The organism is Burkholderia sp. LS-044, assembly GCF_004803625.1.
Lineage (GTDB): Bacteria > Pseudomonadota > Gammaproteobacteria > Burkholderiales > Burkholderiaceae > Burkholderia > Burkholderia cepacia.
Window position 1 is genome coordinate 98,151 of sequence record NZ_SSWO01000006.1, and the last position, 21,547, is coordinate 119,697.

Consider the following 21,547-nt stretch of genomic DNA (forward strand, 5'->3'; position numbering starts at 1 on the left):
CTGAAGCCCGCCACGGGTTGCGCGCGGGCTCGTCCGGCCGTCGGGGCCGCCGCAAGCCGTCCGGCTGGCGAGCCGGGCGGCCTGGCGGCGCGACGCGTTACTTCCACTGGTACAGCATGCCGGCGCCGATCACCTTCTGACCGCCGCTGAAACCGCCGTTGATCGACGCCTTCAGGTTCTCGGTGATGCGCGCCTGCATGTTGACCGCCATCGCCTTCTGGCCGAGGAAGGTCGACGTGCCCACACCCATCCCGAAGTTGGCGTCGCGATCGAGCTGCGGGATCGACGCCATCGCGCCGACGGCCGCGATACCCTGCTTCGCCATCTGGTCGGTCTGCTGCAGTTGCGAACCCAGCGAGTTGATCTGCGCCTGCTGGCCCGACAGTGCCGTCGACAACGTCGTCTGCACCTGCGTCAGCTGGTTCACGTTCACCGCGTCGGTGCCTTGCGTACCCGGCGCGACGTTCGTGATCTGGCGCTGCTGCTGGTCGTTGCCGACCGACACCACGTTCGAGCGACCGCCGTCGTTCGAATTCGCACCGATCGCCACCGAGTTCGAACCCGCGGTGACGGTCGGGACGTCGGTGCCCTTGCCGTTCATGTCGGCCGCGATGCCGTTGTTGTTGGCGGCGCGCGTCGTGTTGTTGTTGATCGACGTCGACAGCTGGTTCAACTGATTGTTGATGTTGGTCACGCCGGTCGACAGCGAGGCCACGTTGCTGTTCGTCGTGCTCAGGCCGGTGGACAGCGAACCGATGCCCGTCGAGGTCGACGTCGACAGCGAGTTGACGTTGCTGTTCGTTGTGCTCAAGCCAGTCGACAGCGAGTTGATCGCGGTCGAGGTCGACGTGGACAGCGAGGCCACGTTGCTGTTCGTCGTGCTCAGGCCCGTCGACAGCGAGTTGATGCCGGTCGACAGCGATGCGACGTTCGACGCGGTGGACGTCGACAGCGCGTTGACCGCGTTGTTCGTCGCGTTGAGCTGGCTGCCGTTGATCGCGTCCGTGCTCGTGGCCGAGATCCGGCCGGCGGCGACGTTCGTGATCTGGCGTTCCGCACCCGGTGCGCCGACGCTCACCACGCCGACCGGCGAGTTGCCCGCGAAGAAGTACGTGACGCCGCCGATCGTGGCGCTGGAGGTGCCGACGGCCGCGGCCGTGACCGAGTTCGCGCCGAGTGCGATCGAGTTGGCGACGTTCGCGGTGGCGTTCGAACCCAGGGCGAGCGCGTTGGCGGCGCTGGCCGTGGCGCTCGAGCCGTAGGCCTGTGCACCGACTGCGCTGGCCGTGGACTGGTTGCCCAGCGCGATCGTGTTGTCCGCGGTGGCCTGGTTCGAGCTGCCGAGGGCGAGTGCGCTGGCACCGGTTGCGGTGTTCGCGTTGCCGAGCGCCACTGCGCCGTTGCCGGTCGCCGTGTCGTTCGCGCCCAGTGCGACCGCGCCGGTACCCGTCGCGATGCTCGGGTCGCCGATCGCGACTGCGCCGTCGCCGGTTGCCGTGTTGCCGGAGCCGATCGACACGGCCTTGCCGCCCGTGGCCGATGCGTTCTGGCCGATCGCGACCGCGCCTGCCGACTGCGCGTTCGAACCGTCGCCGACTGCCACGCTGCTCGCGCCTGCCGCGCTGGCGTTCACGCCGGCGGCGAGTGCGTTGGTGCCGGTGGCGCCCGTGTTGTCGTAGTTGGCCTGCTGCGTGCCGTTGTCGTTGACGCTGTAGTAGTGCGTCTTCGCGGCGTTGATCGCGGTCGAGGTCGAAGTCGACAGCGACGACACCGAGCTGTTCGTGCTGCTCAGGCCGGTGGACAGCGAGCCGATGCCGGTCGACGTCGACGTGGACAGCGACAGGATCGTGCTGTCCGTGCTGCTCAGGCCGGTGGACAACGAGCTGATGCCGGTCGAGGTCGACGTGGACAGCGACGTGATCGAGCTGGTGGCCGAGGAGAGGCCGGTCGACGTGGAGGTCGACAGCGAGCTGATCGAGCTGTTCGCCGAGGACAGGCCCGTCGAAGTCGAGGTCGACAGCGACGACACCGAGCTGTTCGTGCTGCTCAGGCCGGTGGACAGCGAACTGATGCCGGTCGAGGTCGACGTGGACAATGACGTGATCGAGCTATTAGCCGACGACAGACCGGTCGAGGTCGAGGTCGACAGCGACGTGATCGAGCTATTCGCCGACGAGAGGCCGGTCGAGGTCGAAGTCGACAGCGACGTGATCGAGCTGTTGGCCGACGACAGACCGGTTGAGGTCGAGGTCGACAACGAGGTGACCGAGCTATTGGTCGACGAGAGGCCGGTCGACAGCGAGCCGATCGAGCTGGTGGCCGACGACAAGCCCGTCGAGGTCGAAGTCGACAGCGAAGTGATCGAGCTGTTGGCCGACGAGAGGCCGGTCGACGTGGAGGTCGACAGCGAGCCGATCGAACTGGTGGCCGACGACAAGCCGGTCGAGGTCGACGTCGACAGCGAAGTGATCGAGCTGTTAGCCGACGACAGACCCGTCGAGGTCGAGGTCGACAACGAATCGATCGAGCTGTTGGCCGACGAGAGGCCGGTCGAGGTCGAGGTCGAGAGCGAAGTGATCGAGCTGTTGGCCGACGACAGGCCGGTCGAGGTCGAAGTCGACAACGAGGTGATCGAGCTATTAGCCGACGACAAACCGGTCGACGTCGAGGTCGACAGCGAAGTGATCGAGCTGTTAGCCGACGAGAGGCCCGTCGAGGTCGAGGTCGACAGCGAATCGATCGAGCTATTCGCGGACGACAGACCGGTCGAGGTCGAGGTCGACAACGAAGTGATCGAGCTGTTAGCCGACGACAGACCGGTCGAGGTCGAGGTCGACAGCGAATCGATCGAGCTATTCGCGGACGACAGACCGGTCGAGGTCGAGGTCGAGAGCGAAGTGATCGAGCTGTTAGCCGACGACAGACCCGTCGAGGTCGAGGTCGACAGCGACGTGATCGAGCTATTCGCCGACGAGAGGCCGGTCGAGGTCGAGGTCGAGAGCGAAGTGATCGAGCTGTTAGCCGACGACAGACCCGTCGAGGTCGACGTCGACAGCGAATCGATCGAGCTGTTAGCCGACGACAGACCGGTCGAGGTCGAGGTCGAGAGCGAAGTGATCGAGCTGTTAGCCGACGACAGACCGGTCGAGGTCGAGGTCGAGAGCGACGTGATCGAGCTGTTGGCCGACGAGAGACCCGTCGAGGTCGACGTGGACAACGACGTGATCGAGCTGTTGGCCGACGAGAGGCCGGTCGAGGTCGACGTCGACAGCGAGGTGATCGAGCTGTTAGCCGAGGACAGACCCGTCGAGGTCGAAGTCGAGAGCGACGTGATCGAGCTGTTGGCCGACGAGAGACCCGTCGAGGTCGACGTGGACAACGACGTGATCGAGCTGTTGGCCGACGAGAGGCCGGTCGAGGTCGACGTCGACAACGACGTGATCGAGCTGTTGGCCGACGAGAGGCCGGTCGAGGTCGACGTCGACAGCGAGGTGATCGAGCTGTTAGCCGAGGACAGACCCGTCGAGGTCGAAGTCGACAGCGAAGTGATCGAGCTGTTAGCCGACGACAAACCGGTCGAGGTCGAAGTCGACAGGGACGTGATCGAACTGTTGGCCGACGACAGACCCGTCGAGGTCGAAGTCGAGAGCGACGTGATCGAGCTGTTAGCCGACGACAAACCCGTCGAGGTCGAGGTCGACAACGAATCGATCGAGCTATTGGCCGACGACAAACCGGTCGAGGTCGAAGTCGACAGCGACGTGATCGAGCTGTTGGCCGACGAGAGACCCGTCGAGGTCGACGTGGACAACGACGTGATCGAGCTGTTGGCCGACGAGAGGCCGGTCGAGGTCGACGTCGACAGCGAGGTGATCGAGCTGTTAGCCGAGGACAGACCCGTCGAGGTCGAAGTCGACAGCGAAGTGATCGAGCTGTTAGCCGACGACAAACCGGTCGAGGTCGAAGTCGACAGGGACGTGATCGAACTGTTGGCCGACGACAGACCCGTCGAGGTCGAAGTCGAGAGCGACGTGATCGAGCTGTTAGCCGACGACAGACCCGTCGAGGTCGAGGTCGACAACGACGTGATCGAGCTGTTGGCCGACGACAAGCCGGTCGAGGTCGAGGTCGACAACGAGGTGATCGAGCTGTTGGCCGACGACAAGCCGGTCGAGGTCGAGGTCGACAACGAGGTGATCGAGCTGTTGGCCGACGACAGACCGGTTGAGGTCGAAGTCGACAACGACGTGATCGAGCTGTTGGCCGACGACAAGCCCGTCGAGGTCGAGGTCGACAGCGACGTGATCGAGCTGTTAGCCGACGACAGACCCGTCGACGTGGAAGTCGACAGCGAGGTGATCGAGCTGTTGGCCGACGACAGACCGGTCGACGTCGAAGTCGACAGCGAGGTGATCGAGCTATTGGCCGACGACAGACCGGTCGACGTCGAAGTCGACAGCGACGAAATGGCACTGGTCGCGGTACCGACCTGTTGGGCGACGGAATAAAGCTGGCTACCGTTGATCGCGTCGGTACTGGTCGACGTTACCTGGCCGGCGGCGACATTGGTGATTTGCCGCTCGTTGTTGGCGCTGCCGACGCTAACGGTGCCAACCGGCTTGGTGCCTGCGAATCCGCCGAACGTGACGCCGCCGACGGTTGCGCTGCTCGTGTCGACGGGCGCGGTGTCGGCCTTCGAGCCGGCGCCCAGCGCGACGGAATTGTTCGTGCTGGCGATGGCGCCGCTGCCGATGGCGACGGCGTCGGTGCCCGTCGCGGTGCTGTCGGCGCCGGTCGAGTTCGCGTGGAAGTACTTGATGCCCTGGCTGTTGATGCTGTCGATTGCCGAGCCGACGCTGTTGGCGGTCGACGTCGTGCCGTTCGCGTTGTATGTGGTGTACGACGGGGCCGAGACCTTGCCGGTTGTCGGGTCATACGTCGAGCCACCGCCAAGTGCCGAGGCCGTGCTGCTGCCGAGGTTGTCTGTCTTCGTCGAGACCGTGCTCAAGCCGGTGGACAGCGAACCGATCGAGCTGTTGGCCGACGACAGGCCGGTCGAGGTCGACGTCGACAGCGAAGTGATCGAGCTGTTGGTCGACGAGAGACCGGTCGAGAGCGAGCCGATCGAACTGGTGGCCGACGACAAGCCAGTCGAGGTCGACGTCGACAGCGACGTGATCGAACTGTTGGCCGACGAGAGGCCAGTCGACGTGGAGGACGACAGCGAGGTGACCGAGCTATTGGTCGACGAGAGGCCGGTCGAGAGCGAGCCGATCGAGCTGGTGGCCGACGACAGACCGGTCGAGGTCGACGTCGACAGGGACGTGATCGAGCTATTAGCCGACGAGAGGCCAGTCGACGTGGAGGACGACAGCGAGGTGACCGAGCTATTGGTCGACGAGAGGCCGGTCGAGAGCGAACCGATCGAACTGGTGGCCGACGACAAGCCAGTCGAGGTCGAAGTCGACAGGGACGTGATCGAGCTATTAGCCGACGACAGGCCGGTCGACGTGGAGGACGACAGCGAGGTGACCGAGCTATTGGTCGACGAGAGGCCGGTCGAGAGCGAACCGATCGAGCTGTTGGCCGACGAGAGACCCGTCGACGTGGAGGACGACAGCGAGGTGACCGAGCTATTGGTCGACGAGAGGCCAGTCGACAGCGAACCGATCGAGCTGTTGGCCGACGACAGACCCGTCGACGTGGAGGACGACAGCGAAGTGACCGAGCTATTGGTCGACGAGAGGCCGGTCGAAAGCGAGCCGATCGAGCTGTTGGCCGACGACAGACCCGTCGACGTGGAGGACGACAGCGAGGTGACCGAGCTGTTCGTCGACGAGAGACCGGTCGAGAGCGAGCCGATCGAGCTGTTGGCCGACGACAGACCCGTCGACGTGGAGGTCGACAGCGACGTGATCGAGCTATTCGCCGACGACAAGCCGGTCGAAGCCGACGTCGACAGGCTCGTGATGCTCGACGTCGTCGTGCTCGCGACCGAGTAGAGCTGGCTACCGTTGATCGCATCGGTGCTGGTCGACGTGACGAGACCTGCCGCGACGTTCTGGATGCGACGCTCGTTGCCCGCCGTACCCACGCTGACGACGCCGTTGGCGGCGCTTGCGCCCGCAAAGTTACCGAACGTCTGGCCACCGATCGTGGCGGAGCTGACCGAACCGGTGCCGCCCGTTGCCGTGTCCGCCGCACCAATCGTCGCCGAGTTGTTGCCAAGGGCGACGGAGTTTGCAACGTTGGCCGTCGACAGGTAGCCGAGCGCCATCGCGTTGCCGGCGGAAGCGGTCGATTGATAGCCCATCGCGACCGCATTGCCGTTGCCGCTGGCCGTCGCAAACGAGCCGATCGAAATGTTGCCGGCTTGAGAAGCATTGGATTGCTGGCCGATTGCAACGCTCTGGAGCGCACTCGCAGTGGCCACGCCCAGCGCAACGCTGCCGCCGCCGGCAGCGCTGGCGTTGACGCCGATCGCGGTTGCATAGTTCGCCGTCGCGGAACTCCCGTTCCCGAAAGCGGAGGCAGGCGCCGAAGTCCCGCCCGCATACGACGAGGCACCGATTGCGCTCGAACCCGCATAGGTCGCCTTGGCGCCGCTGCCGATACCGACCGAACCCGTCCCCGTCACGCTGTTGCCACTGCCCAGCGCAACCGCACCGGTGCCGTTCGCCGAGTTGCCGTTGCCGAGCGCGACCGCGCCCGTGCCGTTCGCCGAGTTGCTGGTGCCGAGCGCGACCGCGCCGTCGCCGCTGGCCGTTTGCGCGCGGCCGATTGCCACCGCGCCGCCGTTCGCGCTACCACTGTTGGCCGTCGTACCCGACGAACCGATCGCGACGTTCTGGCCGGTTGCGCCGGAGACGATGCCGTCGCCCTGAGCGATGCCGTACGCGCCGTTGACGGTCGCGCCGCGGCCGAGTGCGATCCCCGACGTGGCGGCCGATGCGACGGATGACTGGCCGCCGACCGCGATGCTGTCCGAAGCGGCCGACTGCGCGCCCTTCGTTGCGTTGCTGCCGATTGCGATCGAGCCCGCACCCGATGCGATGGTCGAGTTTGCCTGCGACAGCGGCGTCGTACCGTTGCCGCCCGCGCCGCCGATTGCGACGGAGTTCAGCGCGGCTGCCGTCGAGCCGAAGCCGAGGGCGGTCGCGCCGATGCCGCTGGCGGTCGTTTCAAGGCCGGTTGCCACACCCCACAAGGCGGCAGATGACTGGATACCCATGGCGACGGCGCCGTTGCCGTTTGCTTGTGCAAACGCGCCATAAACCGTGACACCCGTGAAACCGTTGCCGTTGGAGTTACACCCGGCCACGACCGAGTACGTACCGGAGCCGTCGCCGGCCTGGTTTTGCGTGCCACCCGGGTTCACGCGGCCGACCGCGCCGCTGCTTCCCGTAAGGCAGGTCTGCTGTGTGTTGATCGTATTGGCCTCGGCGAGCCCGGGCAGGCTGATCGCCAGGGCCGCGACGGCTGCGACCAAGACAGCCGACTTGTTCGGCTTGCCCCGTGCCGAATCGTGTTCGGATGCAGCGACCCAGGCGCCGAGGGCTTCGTTCCAGATCGAGCGGTATGTGCGGTTCATGTCCTGCTACCTCCAAATGTGCACGCCACACACCGGTCTCTTTTGTTAGAGGAATGCTCCGTGCGCTCGCGCGAATCTCAAAATTGATGGGCGGAGTTTATTGGAGGAGGATTTTTCAGATTGCTAAAAAGTGATAAATATCGGGTTTGAAAAGTTAAAGGATGGTTAATAAGCCGTGTTTTGATGCGTCAATGAGGAATGAATTTGTAAGATGTAAGAATGAAAAATGTAGGATCGAGCTCCCTTGGCATGCGCGGCATTTTATCCATAAAAATCAATGAGTTATGTTTGTTTTGTGCGGCAGGTTACAGATGCTTTGGGACCAAAAGTAAGGAAAGTGAAATAGCAAACGTTTGCGAGCGAGGCGTTCCTTTCTAATTTGTAATGTTTAGCGGCGTGTTTTGCGATAATGGGATATCCACCTCGTTAATTTGTTAATTCGAGATTTTGTTTTCGATTTATTATTGATTTACTGGATTATCTTTAAATCAATTTAATTCAAAATTAAGAATGCCGGGCTGTGCTGATATGCGCATTTCGTTCGCTGCGATGGCCCGTGCGACGGGCGTTCCGGGCGGGATGGCGCGTCGAATTTGTAAAAAAGTGCTACAGGGCGATGGTCAGGGCCGTCGTCATTCGTATTTCGAATTTGTCCTATTGACTATTTCGTTGATGTTGACATTCGTGTGGGGTTTGACGACGAGGCGAGCCCGTCCGGGAGGCATTACCCGCTACCGGTTTGCGCGTGCTGGCGGCAGGTTGTTAAAGCCGTTGGCCGACGCCCCTGAATTGTCAAATCCTGGGTGTGACAATTTGTCCGCGCGCCTCGAAGCGCCGAAGAAAAAACGGCGTGAGCGAATGTGTCGAGGGCGCCACATCTGGCAGGTGGATGCAGGCCGGTGAGGTTTCACACCGCATGCGATGTGGCGATGTGGCGGCGTCGAGCGGGCGGCGGGCCGGGGAGCTCGAGCGATGCGGCTCGCCATGCAAAGTGTGACGAACGCGCATCGAGGTGTGAACGGGACGCGGGGCACGGAGCAGAACGGATACGTTGATCACAGCGTATTGCGCTGCTGCGCGCCCGGATGCGGACGATGCGATTGCCACCGGCCGGCATTCAGCCGGCCCGGACGTGATGATGGCCGAGGCCCGGTTGCCAGGATGCTCGACCGGGCAACCGGGCCCTTGCCCGGAGCGGTTGCCTTACTTCTTGAGAAACCGCAGCGCGAGCCGTGCCATACGCGGCACGAACAACGGGCGCAGCAGGCGCTTGTCGTAACCGGCCATCCGCCGATCGTTCTCGGCGAGACACAGTTCGATCAGCTCGCGCGGCTTGAGTGCTTCGCCGATGTCGGCGGTGTTCGTCGCCGGGAAGTTCGCGTCGCGCGCGACGCCGTCGGCATCGATCCCGCGCGCGATGCCGATGCGCTCGCGGATCAAATGCACCCACACGGCCGCGACCCGCGCGAAGAACCAGGGCCGGCGCCACCACGGCAGGCTGCGCCAGTACCACGCGTACCAGTTCACGAAGAACAGGATGTGGCGGCCTTCTTCCTGGATCACGGGCTCGAAGGTGTCGACGAGTTCGGGCGGGAAATAACCGGAGCGCTGCGCGGAACGGAACAGGCCGAACGCGAAGAAGCTGTCGATGCATTCGCTGAAGCCCGTGACCATCCACGACCACTCGGGATCCTTCGGCGCCGGGTAGGGTGGCTCGGGGGCGAGCCGGATGCCGTATGCCTCGACGAGCTTCGACAGCACGACCTTGTGGCGCGCTTCCTCGCCGCCGTCCATCTCGAGCGCGCGGCGCAGCAGCGGATCGCCGACCGTCGCCGCATAGGTCGCGACGCGGATCGATGCACGACCTTCGGTTTGCACCGCGATGTCCCAGATCGGCAGCGACGTGAGCCGCTTGAGCTCGGCGGGCTTGAGCGCCGGCCAGTCGATGACCGCCGGCTTGTACGGGTTGTGTGTGTCGAGCAGCATGCGGCAGAACATCTGCATGTGCGCATCGGAACCGATCCGGACCGGACCTTGCCTCTCGAAGGTCCAGTTGCGCATTGCGTGATCTGCGGCTGCGTGCTGTTCCTGCAGCGTGTCACTCATGGCTATTGTTGTGCGATTACGGATCGAAAGATTCTTGCATAGCTTCCGTAATTGCGTATTTTCGAGCGGCCATGCGCACGCCGGCCAGGCGTGCGTCACGCGTGCGTGTCGACCCAGAGGCGGCCCCAGCGGGACGCGTAGGCAAGCGCGTGTTCTTCCTCGAAGAAGAAATCGATCGCGTCGAACGAGACGGAGCGCGGCGACGGGCCGCTGCTTGCCTTCGCGATCGTCAGGTTGGCGGCGAACAGCCCGTTCGGCAACCGGGCGGCAGCGGGGGCGACTTCGTAGCCCTTGTAGCGGATCGTACGGTTCATGGCGTGCGCGGAGAGAGTTCGGATGTTCAGCGTACGAAAACCCGCCGGCCGCGTGAACCAATCTTTCGGCCAATGCAAATCACGCGGCGGGCCGAATCGTTATCGGCGCGGGGTACGGGGAAAGGGCAGCCGGGGGCAGCGTCGGCGTGCACGGCGCGCGGCCGTTCGTCCGAATGTGCACCGCCCGCGCCGGCGAACGGGGTCGTCCGGGCGCGGGCGGTGAAAGGCGGGGGAATTACTGGTTGGCGATCTTCAGCACAGGCGCGAGCGCATCGACCGACGCCGCATGCGAGGCCGCGCGATGCGACGCGAACGCGAGCGCGAACTCGGCCGCTTGCGTGCCGACCGTCTCGAGCTGGGCGACGACCTTCGGGTCCGAGCAGCTGTCGGCGCTGTCGAAGCGCGTTTCGAGCGTGTTCACGGTCGCGCCGAACGGCGTCGGCCAGCCGCGCAGCGCATGCACGATCGAACGCAGCGACGTCAGCACGGTGCCCGCCGCCTGCCAGCCGTACGCGGTGACGATCAGGCCGACCGCGCGTCCGTCGAGATAGGGCCGATCGTCCGCACGCAGTTCCTCGAGCGTATCGAGCGCGTTCTTCACGAGGCCGGAGACGCCGCCGTGATAGCCGGGCGTCGCGATGATGATCGCGTCGGCCTGGCGCACGGCGTCGATCAGTTCGCGCTGCGCGTCGGTCAGCGTTTTGTGTTCGGGGGCGTAGTGCGGCAGCGTATGCAGGAACGGGCCGTCGAACAGGCGCGTGCGTGCGCCGGCTGCCTGCGCGCCGCGCAACGCGAACGACAGCGCGCGTTCGGTCGACGACGCTGCCCGGGTGGTACCGCCAATGCCGACGACGAACGGGCGGCGGTGTTGATCGAATGCAGTCAAGGGGCGCTCCTTGGGGATGGCTTGCCCGGCTAAGCACAGGCTTAAAAACCAGATGGTAACGACCCCGCCGCCACTCTGAAAACGACTTTTCGTTCTATCGATATGCCGGGAGGCACGGGCAATCGTGCGCGCGGTCGCACGGATCGATAGCAGAAATGCTTGGTTGGGCTGGCCGGCCGCGGTCGATAAGATGGGCCCGTCTCCTCCATGATGTCTCTACTGACATGGGTTGGCCCCGCCGCGCGGATGCAGGCGGGGCTTTTTTTTGTCCCGGTCAGGAAAAGGGGCGCGATGCGCCGGGCCGTGGCCCGTCAGTCGAACACCGGCCGGAAGAAGCTGCGCTCGTAGCTGACGATGCAGCGCGTTTCCTCGGCGTAGCGGAACGCGGCCTGGCAGGCCGGATCGTCCATCGAGCGCTCGCGGTAGCGTTCGTATTCGGCGAGGCTCGGGAACGAGAACATCGCGAGCGCAATGTTGTTTGCCCCTTCGGACGGCAGGAAGTAGCCGTGATGCGTGCCGCCGAACTGCTCGACGAGCGGAATCCACATCTTGCCGTAGGTTTCGAACTGGTCGAGCTTGTACGGATCGATGACGTAGCGAAGGAAGCAGGTGATCATGGGCGCGCCTGGAGCGGAGAGAATTCGGCGAGTGTGGATGGCGCTGCAGCATGTGTCAACGGCGCGCGCCGGCGATCGACGCCGTCGCGCTCGATGCATTGCTTGCGTGCGCAACGATCGGTGTGCCGTCATGCGTTCGCAATGGCGCACGCGACGCCGCGGCGTGCACCGTCGCAACCGTTTCTCCCGCACGCACGTCCCCAAACTTTTACGACATTTTTTCTTGCGGGGGCCATCGGCGCGCTCATAGACTTCGGGCATCCCAACCACGGAGCATGGCAATGTCGATACCCTGGAACGCGATCGCCGAACACACGCCTGCCGCGCCGCTTTCCGCGTGCGCCGACCGGGTGATCGTGCGGCGTTTCGATCCGGCCTTCGACAGCTATGCCCAACTCACGCCGATGCTGCATCGCGCGTTCGCGCGGCTCGGCGCGATGGGGCTCAACTGTACGTGTGTCGACCAGGACGAGGCCGTCACGCGCCGTCGCGCGGAAGCGGGCGAGTGCTACGTCGCCGTGTGCGGCGGACGCGTGATCGGCACGGCCACGCTGTATGCGACCGATCCGTCGTCGGCCTGCCCGCTGTACCGGCGCGAAGGCGTCGCGAGCGTGCGGCAGGTGGCGGTGGACCCGGATTGCCAGAGCCGCGGGATCGGCGCGTTGCTGCTGTCGTTCGCCGAGCGGTGGGCCGCGTTGCGCGGCTATACGCTGCTCGCGCTCGATACGCCGCATCCCGCTTCGCACCTGCTCGCGTTCTACGGCTCGCAGGGTTTCGACGTCGTCGACGTGATGCGCTTCGACGGCAAGCGCTACGACAGCGCGATCCTCTGCAAGCGGCCCGTCGCGCATGTCGTGCGCCGGGTGTCGTCGGCATCGCCGGCGTCGCGAATGGCCGCGCGCATGGCGGCCGTGCGGCGTGTTGCTCATGCATTGCCGTCTCGCGTGGCCGCGCTGGTCCGGCGCGATCGGTACGTGCGGCGTGGCGCTGGCTGGGCGGCGCGACGCGCGGCCGGTGCCGCGAGTTGCCGCTCGTCGCCGTGGCGTCCGCGTCAGCACGGGCGCTACACCTTCGGCTGAACGCCGTGCTCCGGTTCCTGCTCCTGTTTTGCCGCGTAAACGCCGAACGAGCGGAGTGTGGCGCTCCCGCTCGTGTACGGCCCTCGAGACACCCCCGCCGCGCCGCGGCGAAACGGACGTTTACGCGCTTTTTATGCCCTGACGCGATCCTTCATGAGATGGCCGCACCGATCCGCACGTTGGTGGCCGGATCGGACAGGTTTTTCACTTGCGCGACGAGATTGCGATGGGCGATGGGCCGCACCTGCCTCAACCCGCGTGCGCCGGCCACACTGACCGCGTGGCGATCGAAGCCCGACTCGACCGCGCCGCCTCACTCGTCGCGGCCGCTCGACTCGCCGCCGCCTTTCGCGAGGCGCCACGCGATCGTGCCGAGCACGCCGACCGCGACGACCAGCGCGCCCCACAGCACGTAGCGGCGCGGTGCGTCCGTGTCGGCGGCCGGCGCCGGCGTGACCGCCGATACCGGCAACGCCGCGCCGACGCGCGCGGGCCGCACTTCGGGGGCCATGCCAACCAGCAGCGCGTCACGGCCGACGGCCGACGACACGAGCGACGCGTCGCCGACGCCGAGCGTAAACGGCGGTGCGCCGCGCGCCACGAAAGTCAGCGCGGCCGGATGCCAGCCGATCGCGACGGCCGGCTGGCCGCTGCCGAATCCGCCGTTGCGCATGTCGACGACGATTCGCCACGTGCGATCCGTATTCGCCGCGAACTCCAGCGGCGGATTGCGCTGCTCGCCGGCGTTGCCCTGAAGCCGGAACAGCACGGCGCCCGCGACGTCGCGCCACGGCGCCTGCGCGTCGGCGCGGCTCTGCAGCGTCGCGCGCGCGACGGTATTCGGTTGCGGCAGGTCGATGCGCACGCGGTCGACCGGATACGCGCCGTCGGTGTCGAACAGGTACTCGCCGGGCGTGCCGCCGGCCCGCACGCGCACGGCGTCGCGCCATTGGCGCGGCACGGACGCGGTGTCGGTTCCGCGCGCATCGCGCGGGTGCGTCTCGACGTCGATCGACGCGATCGCGGGCGCGCCGTCGAGCCAGTCGAGCCGCAGGTAGCGCGGCGCCGCGCCTTCGAGTGCGATGCGCTCCTGCACGAGCATGTCGTCGCCGTGGCCGACTTTCAGCAACTGCGTGCTGCCGAGCGAGCGCCAGCTGCGCAGGTCGTCGCTGGCTTCGACGGCGACACGCCCCTGGTAGCTGTCGTCGCCCACGTGTACGAGCAGCGCGTCGATGTCGCCGTCCGCATGCGACAGGTCGACGAGATCCGCGCCGTGCTTTGCGCGTGCCGGTGCGGCGACGCCCGCGCGCAGCGCGCCGTCCGGGCCGACCGTCACGCCGAGCGGCGCGCTGCCGTTGTCGGCGCGGGCGGGCGGCAGCGGGAACCAGTGCACCGGCGTGCGCGCCGGCGGTACGGGGGGCGCGGCGGCCGCGGGCGCGTCGAGCGAATACGGCACCGGCTCGCCCGCGCCGTTGAAGATGCGCACGTCGCCGAGATCGTCGCGCCGGCTCGCCGCATAAACCGGCTGCGGCACGGTGAGCTGGTAATACGCGGCGGTGCCGTCGAGGTCGAGCGAGAAGCGCTGCGCGGGCGGGCCGTCGGCCGCCGCGAACGACGCGAGCAGGCTCAGCCCGAGCAGCGCGGCGAGTCGTTTCATTGCAGGCCGTCCTGTTGCGCGGCGGCCTTCGGCGGCAGCGGCGAGAAATAGCCGATCAACAGCAGCAGCACGCCGATGCCGATGAACGACACGATGCGCTCGATGCCGGTCACGTGCGACAGGTCGAACAGGAACAGCTTGACGACCGTGAGCGCGAGCAATGCGGCGCCGACGAACCACAGCGGACGCAGCCCGCGGCGCGTGGCCCAGATCGTGATCGCGAGCGCACAGAGCGTCCAGTACACGGACACCGACGCCTGCACGAGCGTCGATTCCGCCATCGCGCCGAGTTCGTACGGCACGCCGGCCCAGTGATGCAGCGTGCGCAGCAGGATCGCGTTCAGCCACAGGAACGCGGTCGCCCCCGCCGCGCTCAGCAGCTCGACGCGATGGTTGCCGAACGACCAGCCGAGCTTGCGTGCGCGCACGAACCACGACGCGGCGAGCGCATAGACGACCACGAGCACGAGGTCGAGCGGATTGAAGAGCGGCACGCGCGCCCAGCTTCCGCCGTCCTGCGTGAAGTTCGCGTAGAAGGTCCACACCCACATCACGACGATGAGCGGCAGCGACGCGAGCGCGCAAACGCGGGCGATGCCGTCGCGGCGCGTCAGCCACATCCCGGCGAACGCGAACAGGCTCCAGCCGACCATGAACACCTGCTGGATGCCGAACGACGACAGCACCGTGTCGATGTCGTAGGCCATGTGGAAGCGGTGATGCAGCGTGCGCAGCATCAGCGCGTTGAACCACAGGAACACGGTGGCGATCGCGGCGTAGTCGACGATGTGCGGATGCCAGGCGATGCCGAGCGCGCGCAGGCGGCGCAGCCATACGGTGAACGCGACGAACACCAGGCACTGCGCGATGTCGAGCGGGTTGAGCAGCGGGAGCCAGAAGAGCGGCGCCGCGTTGCCGTCGCTGATCGCGCTCGCGATGCTCCACAGCCACAGCAGCGCGGCGAGCGGTGCCGCGCCCCACACCTGGTAAGCACGCGGGAACGCCGCGACGGGCCAGCGCAGACGCGAGCCGGGGCCCGACACCAGCAGGAGCAGCACACCGAAGCCGTAGGCCCACGCGCTCCAGCTCCATGCGCCCTCGGGCACGAACGCGCGCAGACGCCAGAAGCCTTCGAGCGACAGCAGCCCGCACAGGGTCCAGAACGTCAGCGTGTGCAGCGGCGCGATGATGCCTGCGGCGACGGCTTGCGCGAGGCCGGGTGCGGTGCCGGGCGTCGCGCCTTTCGCGGGATCGGCGCTCGCCGTGCCGCGCGACTGGCGCCACAGCAGTGCAAGGCCGGCGCCGACGGCGACAGGCCACGCGAACGCGCCCATCCCCGACAGCGGCGCTTCATGCGCATCGAACGCCCGCAGCGCGAGCAGTGCCAGCACGGGCGTCAGCGCGAGCGCGGGCCATTCGGCGAGCGGCCACGCCAGCCGGCGGCGCGCGACGTGCGCGAGCCACGCGGTGCCGGCCGCGAACAGCGCGGTCGAATCGACGACGAAGCGGTCGGCATGCAGGTCGACGTGACGGCTCGCGTAGACGAGGATCTCGTGCAGCCCGCCGCTTATCCACCACAGCAGTCCCCACGCGGCTGCCGCGGCGCCGATCTCGGGCATCCACGCATGCCACGCGCGCGCTTCCGCGCGTCCGTGCAGCCACCAGCCGGTGAACAGGCCGGCGAGCGCGATCAGCAGCATCGCGATGTAGGGGCTGTTGAGCACGGGCAGCGCGGTGGCGTCGGCCGGCCCGAGCAGGCTCGTGAAGAACGCGCCGGCCGCGGCGAGCTGCATCAGCAGCCCGAAGCCGAACCGCAGCATGCGCTTCTCGCGCACGCCGAGCCAGACGACGGCCGCGCCTTCGATCGCCCACGCGGCGCTGGTCGTCGGGCCGGAGAACGCGAGCGGCACGGCCAGCGTCGCGAAGATCACCGCGAGCGCGAGCGTGGATTCGAACAGCAGCGCGAGGCGGTCGCGGCGCCGCGCGAGCCATGCGGTGACGACGACGTAGAACGCCGACAGCGCGACGGCGCTCCACGCGAGCCCGAACGGCATGTCCTTCACGAGCGACGCCTGCAGTGCGGTCGCGACGATCGGCGTGCCGAACACGAGCGTGCCGTCGACGTAGTGCCGCAGCGCGAGCTCGCGCTTCACCGCATACAGCAATGCGATGCCGACGTACATCAGGAAGAACAGGATCAGGAACGGCTCGGTGCTCGCGAACAGCGCGGGGCGATAGGCCGTCACGCCCCACGCGGAGCCGATCGTGAACGTGAACGCGAAGCCGAGCAGGTTCAGCGGACGCCAGGCCTTGAACCACGCGATCGCGAAGATGCCCGCGTTCAGCAGCGCGTAGTAGCTGAACAGCGCGACGTGGTTGCCGTGCCCGGTCGACAGCAGCACCGGTGCGAGAAAGCCGCCCGCGGTGCCCATGAACGCGAGCGGCAGCGCGTTCTGCCGCACCGCGAGGAACGCGCTCAGCGCGCATACCGCGACCATCAGCGGAAACGCGGCGCCGACGGGCAGCAGCGCGTAAAGCTTGGTCGCGGCGAAGATCGTCAGGTACAGGATGCCGACGCCGCCGCCCTGCAGCACGAGCCCGTACGCCGCGCGGCGCGCACGCACGCGCCAGCCGATCGCGAGCAGCGCGGCCGCGGCGAGCGCGGTGCCCGCGAGGCGGAATTCGATCGGCAGCATGTTGTTGTCGGCTGCGTACTTGAGCAGGAACGCGACCCCGAAGAACAGCACGACGATCCCGACGCGCACGACCGTGTTGCCGCCGAGCAACCAGTCGCGCGCAGCGCGGAATGCACGCTCGACGATGTCGGGCTCGCGCGGTTTGGGCGGAGTGGGGGGAACCGATGGTGCGGGGGCCGGAGCGGCAGGCGTTTCACTCGCGTGGAGCGCGGCCGGTACCGGTACCGGCGCGGCGGCGCGAACCGGCGCCGGGGCCGGAGCAGGAGCAGGAGCAGGAGCAGGAGCCGGTGCGGATATCGACGCCGGTGCGTCCGCGCGCGCGGCGGCCGGCTGGGCAGGCGCGCGCGGCGGCAGCGTGGCCGAAGGCGGGACGGGGGCGGACGAGATCGCGGGCGGCGCCGCGGACACCGATGCGGTGCCGGCGGGCGTGTGCGCCGTCGCCGCGGTCGAGGTCGAGCCGGCCTTCGCGCCGGCCAGCTGGCCGCGCAGCGACGCGACTTCACGTGTCAGCGTCTCGACGGTGGCTTCGAGCCGCGCGACGCGATCGGCGAGCGGAACCGTCGGCTGGGCGGGCGGCGCCTGCATCGCGAACGTGTCGGGTGCCGCGCCTTTGCCCTTGCGCTTGCGCTGTTGCAGCGTGTGATCGAGACAGAACCCGATCGCGGCGCCGAGCACGGCGCCGTTGATGGCGGAGAAATCCCCGATCAATGCGGCAATCCCGCCCACGACGAAGCCGATTGCGGTAAAAGCCCAGTTCATCTCGCCTTGCTCCCTCTCTCGTATCGTTATCGGCCTGCGATCGGACGTATGCCGGTCGAGGCGGTGTCGGCATGGCCGGCAGGCGAACCGGCATGCACGGCTGAAGGCGGCCGCCGCATGGCGGCCTGCGTCGCAATCAGCCTGTTGGCGGGGAATGTATCACAGCGGCTGTCGGGGATTTTCCGGGTCGGCGCGGTATCGCGGCGTGCACCTTCCGGTGTCGTCGTACGGCTTTTTGCACGGTCATGCTTTTTATCGGTGAATGTCGCGCGTGCATTTGTCAGGCTAGTTGGCCGCGGGATCGGACGTGGAATTGTCGTAAAGCGACGCGCGCCCGATGCGAATTCGCGCATAAAACGACGCGATATGCGCCACGCTGCTGCGCACAAGTCCGGCGCGTGATGCCCGCCGTTGCTGGCCGTGCGCGTATTGCGCCGCCGCAATCGCGTGCCGCCGCGCGCCGTGGCCCGCCCGGCGGGGCTGGAGGCCGTGTCGTATTTGCGCAAGCGTTTGTCGTAATTCGTCGGCAGGTCGGGGTTTTTTCTGGCAACTATGTAGGCACGCTATGACACACGTGAGTCCCCGCTACACGAGGAGAAGGTTTCGATGGATGCCCCCAAGGTCGTGGTCGAAGGTCTGTGCAAGGTGTTTGGTAGTAACCCGCAGCAGGCGCTCGACATGCTCGCCGCCGGCGCGACGAAGGATGACGTGCTGAAGCGCACCGGCCAGGTCGTCGGCGTGCACAACGTCTCCTTCGATGTGCAGGAAGGCGAAATTTTCGTGCTGATGGGCCTGTCCGGCTCCGGCAAATCCACGCTGATCCGCCTCGTGAACCGGCTGGTCGATCCGAGCGCCGGCAAGGTGATGATCGACGGGCTCGACGTCGCGTCGGCGCGCCGCTCGGCGCTGACCGCGCTGCGCCGCAAGGACATGAGCATGGTGTTCCAGTCGTTCGCGCTGATGCCGCATCGCTCCGTGGTGTCGAACGCCGCGTTCGGCCTGGAAGTCGCGGGCGTCGGCAAGAAGGAACGCGAACGCCGCGCGATGGAAGTGCTCGAGCAGGTCGGCCTTGCGCCGTTCTCGCACAAGCTGCCGTCCGAGCTGTCGGGCGGCATGCAGCAGCGCGTGGGCCTCGCCCGTGCGCTGGCCGTGAACCCGTCGCTGATGATCATGGACGAGGCGTTCTCCGCGCTCGATCCGCTCAAGCGCCGCGAAATGCAGGATGTGCTGCTGCAACTGCAGAAGGAACAGCGCCGCACGATCATGTTCGTGTCGCACGATCTGGAAGAGGCGCTGCGCATCGGCAACCGCATCGCGATCATGGAAGGCGGCCGGCTCGTGCAGGTCGGCACGCCGCAGGACATCATCGCGAACCCGGCCGACGACTACGTGCGCGCGTTCTTCGACGGCATCGACACCAGCCGCTACCTCACGGCCGGCGACCTGATGCAGACGGGCGCCGTGCCGATCGTGTCGAAGTGCGATGCCGCGAACGTCGCGGCCACGCTGAACGGCAGTGCCGACTATGCGTTCGTGCTCGACGCGCAACGCAAGATCCGCGGCTTCGTCACGCGCGATGCGATCGGTCAGGACACGCCGTCCGTGAGCCCGATCGAAAGCATCCGGCGCGATGCGTCGCTCGAACATGTCGTCGCGCGCGTGGTCGCGAGCCCGAATGCACTGCCCGTCGTCGACGACGACGGCTGCTACTGCGGTTCGGTCGATCGCGCGCTCATCCTGAAGGCCATCACGCGTTCGCGAGGCTCCCATGTCTGAAATGATTCCGCTCGGTACCTGGGTCGACCAGTCCGTTCACTACCTGCTCGACCATGACGCCAAGACGTTCGACGCGATCGGTCAAGCGATCGAGGGGCTCGCGGCCTTCGTCGAGCATGGCCTGCAGGCGATCCCGATGTGGCTGATGATGGCGATCTTCATCGGCGTCGGGCTGTGGCGGGTGGGCTGGCGCTTCGCGCTGTTCACCACCGCGTCGCTGCTGCTGATCTTCGCGACCGGCTTCTGGGACCAGACCGTCATCACGCTCGGCCTCACGCTGTCGTCGACGATCATCAGCCTCGTGCTCGGCATCCCGCTCGGCATCTGGGCCGCGAAGAGCAAGTGGGTCGCCGCGATCGTGCGCCCGATCCTCGACCTGATGCAGACGATGCCCGCGTTCGTCTACCTGATTCCGGCCGCGATGCTGTTCGGTCTCGGCCGCGTGCCGGGGATCCTGTCGACGGTGATCTTCGCGATGCCGCCGGCGGTGCGCCTGACGAGCCTCGGTATCCGGCACGTGAACCGCGAGATCGTCGAAGCCGGCCAGGCCTTCGGCTGCACGCCGTGGCAGCTGCTGTACAAGGTGCAGTTCCCGAATGCGCTGCCGTCGATCATGCAGGGCGTGAACCAGACGATCATGATGGCGCTGTCGATGGTGATCATCGCGTCGATGGTCGGCGCGGGCGGCCTCGGCAACGACGTGCTCGCCAGTATCCAGCGCCTCGACATCGGCCTCGGTTTCGAAAGCGGCCTCTCGGTCGTGCTGCTCGCGATCATTCTCGACCGCATCACCGAAAGCTTCGGCCGCGCGCCGGGCACCGTGAAGGCGCCGCTGTTCTCGGGCCTCAAGCAGCTGTTTCGCGTGAAGGCCTCACCCGCACAGGCCTGACCTCCGGCGGCCGGAAGCCCCGGCCGCTTACCTTGACGATAGAAAACGACTTCCGCGGCTTCGGCCGCGGGGGTGGCCCCCTGCAACCTCCTCGCCAGGAGACCGATGTGACGTCTGCCGTCGCTGTCGCGCCCGCCGCCTGCGTTTCACCGGTTTCGTCCCTCGCCCATTTCGGCTTCCTGACGCTGCCGAACTTCTCGATGATCGCGTTCTCGAGCGCCGTCGAAGTGCTTCGGATGGCGAATTACGTCGGGCGGGCCGATCACTACCAGTGGTCGATTTACTCGCTCGACGGCAGCCCGGTGCATGCCAGCAACGGCATCGCGGTACGGCCGACGCAGGCGCTCGACTACACGAAGCTGCCCGACGTGATGATCGTGTGCGGCGGCATCCGCATCCGCGACGTGGTCGACGAAGAGGCGCGCGATACGCTCGCGGCGCTTGCCGAACGCGGGCTGCCGCTCGGCGGCATCTGCACGGGCGCGTATGCGCTGATGTCGAGCGGGCTGCTCGACGGCTATCGCTGCACCGTGCACTGGGAGAACCTGTCGTCGCTGCATGCCGAGTTCCCGCAGGTCGGGTTCGCCGACGAACTGTTCGTCGTCGACCGCGACCGGCTGACCTGCACCGGCGGCACCGCGCCGCTCGACCTGATGCTGAACCTCGTCGGCATGCGGTTCGGCCAGCAGCTGGCCGCGCAGGTATCCGAGCAGTTCATCCTGGAGCGCATCCGCAGCTCGACCGATACGCAGCCGATTCCGGTCGATGCGCGCGTCGGCTTCTCGCGCGCGGAGCTGATCGAGGTCGTGCGGCTGATGGAGGCGAACATCGAGGAGCCGCTGTCGCTCGAGGAACTCGCTCGGCTCGTGCGGCTGTCGCAGCGGCACCTGCAGCGGATGTTCAAGGTGTATTTGAACGTGTCGCCGACCCACTATTACCTGACGCTGCGCCTGAAGCGCGCGCGCGACCTGCTGCGCACGACCGACGCGTCGATCGCGCGCGTGACGACGGTCTGCGGGTTTCATTCGCCGTGCCATTTCAGCAAGGCCTACCGCGCGCAGTTCGGCCATGCGCCGAGCTACGAGCGCAGGCTGCCGGGGCGCTGACTGTCGAGAATCATCCAGTCCGCGACGTCGCCGGGATCGCGGCGCGCGGCTTCAATAAACGATCCCGCATT

Annotated in this window: 10 protein-coding genes and 2 pseudogenes; 4 read left to right on the forward strand and 8 right to left on the reverse strand. The window is 66.7% G+C overall.

Features of this window, described 5'->3' with window-relative positions; translation table 11 throughout:
* Positions 1-97: 97 nt before the first annotated feature.
* From E9536_RS17420 to E9536_RS17440, 5 genes are all read right to left on the reverse strand, one after another.
* Positions 98-7,591, reverse strand: coding sequence for an ESPR-type extended signal peptide-containing protein (locus E9536_RS17420; RefSeq protein ID WP_136470396.1), 7,494 nt, complete (start codon positions 7,589-7,591; stop codon positions 98-100).
* Between the two features lie 1,203 nt (positions 7,592-8,794).
* Positions 8,795-9,697 carry a hypothetical protein gene (locus tag E9536_RS17425; protein WP_059697139.1) on the reverse strand — a complete coding sequence of 301 codons (903 nt, stop codon included), beginning with the start codon at positions 9,695-9,697 and terminating at the stop codon, positions 8,795-8,797.
* A 95-nt stretch (positions 9,698-9,792) separates the two neighbouring features.
* On the reverse strand, positions 9,793-10,011 hold the full coding sequence (locus E9536_RS17430) for a hypothetical protein (RefSeq protein ID WP_021157097.1): 219 nt from the start codon (positions 10,009-10,011) through the stop codon (positions 9,793-9,795).
* Positions 10,012-10,246: 235 nt separating this feature from the next.
* Complete coding sequence (locus tag E9536_RS17435; protein WP_027790596.1) at positions 10,247-10,897, reverse strand: NAD(P)H-dependent oxidoreductase; 651 nt, start codon at positions 10,895-10,897, stop codon at positions 10,247-10,249.
* Between the two features lie 311 nt (positions 10,898-11,208).
* Positions 11,209-11,514, reverse strand: a complete 306-nt coding sequence (locus tag E9536_RS17440) for an NIPSNAP family protein (protein WP_059697138.1) — start codon at positions 11,512-11,514, stop codon at positions 11,209-11,211.
* 281 nt (positions 11,515-11,795) lie between these two features.
* Here E9536_RS17440 and E9536_RS17445 point away from each other — a divergent pair, with 281 nt between their 5' ends.
* Positions 11,796-12,593 carry a GNAT family N-acetyltransferase gene (locus E9536_RS17445; RefSeq protein WP_136470275.1) on the forward strand — a complete coding sequence of 266 codons (798 nt, stop codon included), beginning with the start codon at positions 11,796-11,798 and terminating at the stop codon, positions 12,591-12,593.
* Between the two features lie 151 nt (positions 12,594-12,744).
* Here the strand turns inward: E9536_RS17445 and E9536_RS17450 are convergent.
* The 3 genes and pseudogenes from E9536_RS17450 to E9536_RS17460 form a co-directional block, all read right to left on the reverse strand.
* Positions 12,745-12,885 (reverse strand): annotated as a pseudogene (locus E9536_RS17450) (transglycosylase SLT domain-containing protein); the annotation flags it as partial.
* 21 nt (positions 12,886-12,906) lie between these two features.
* A complete protein-coding gene (locus tag E9536_RS17455; protein WP_136470277.1) occupies positions 12,907-14,250 on the reverse strand; it encodes a DUF3999 domain-containing protein in 1,344 nt (447 codons plus the stop codon).
* The gene (locus E9536_RS17460; protein ID WP_136470278.1) at positions 14,247-17,705 is read right to left on the reverse strand and encodes a DUF2339 domain-containing protein; all 3,459 of its coding nucleotides are present in this window, start codon (positions 17,703-17,705) and stop codon (positions 14,247-14,249) included. The genes E9536_RS17455 and E9536_RS17460 overlap by 4 nt, the downstream gene beginning before the upstream one ends.
* A gap of 484 nt (positions 17,706-18,189) precedes the next feature.
* Between E9536_RS17460 and E9536_RS17470 the strand changes: the two are divergent.
* The 3 genes and pseudogenes from E9536_RS17470 to E9536_RS17480 form a co-directional block, all read left to right on the forward strand.
* Positions 18,190-19,481, forward strand: a pseudogene (locus E9536_RS17470) (glycine betaine/L-proline ABC transporter ATP-binding protein); the annotation flags it as partial.
* Entirely contained in the window at positions 19,474-20,370 is an 897-nt protein-coding gene (gene choW, locus E9536_RS17475; RefSeq protein WP_021163994.1) for a choline ABC transporter permease subunit, read from the forward strand. The pseudogene E9536_RS17470 and the gene choW, both read left to right, overlap by 8 nt.
* A gap of 107 nt (positions 20,371-20,477) precedes the next feature.
* Positions 20,478-21,476, forward strand: coding sequence for a GlxA family transcriptional regulator (locus E9536_RS17480; RefSeq protein WP_027790601.1), 999 nt, complete (start codon positions 20,478-20,480; stop codon positions 21,474-21,476).
* Positions 21,477-21,547 lie beyond the last annotated feature (71 nt).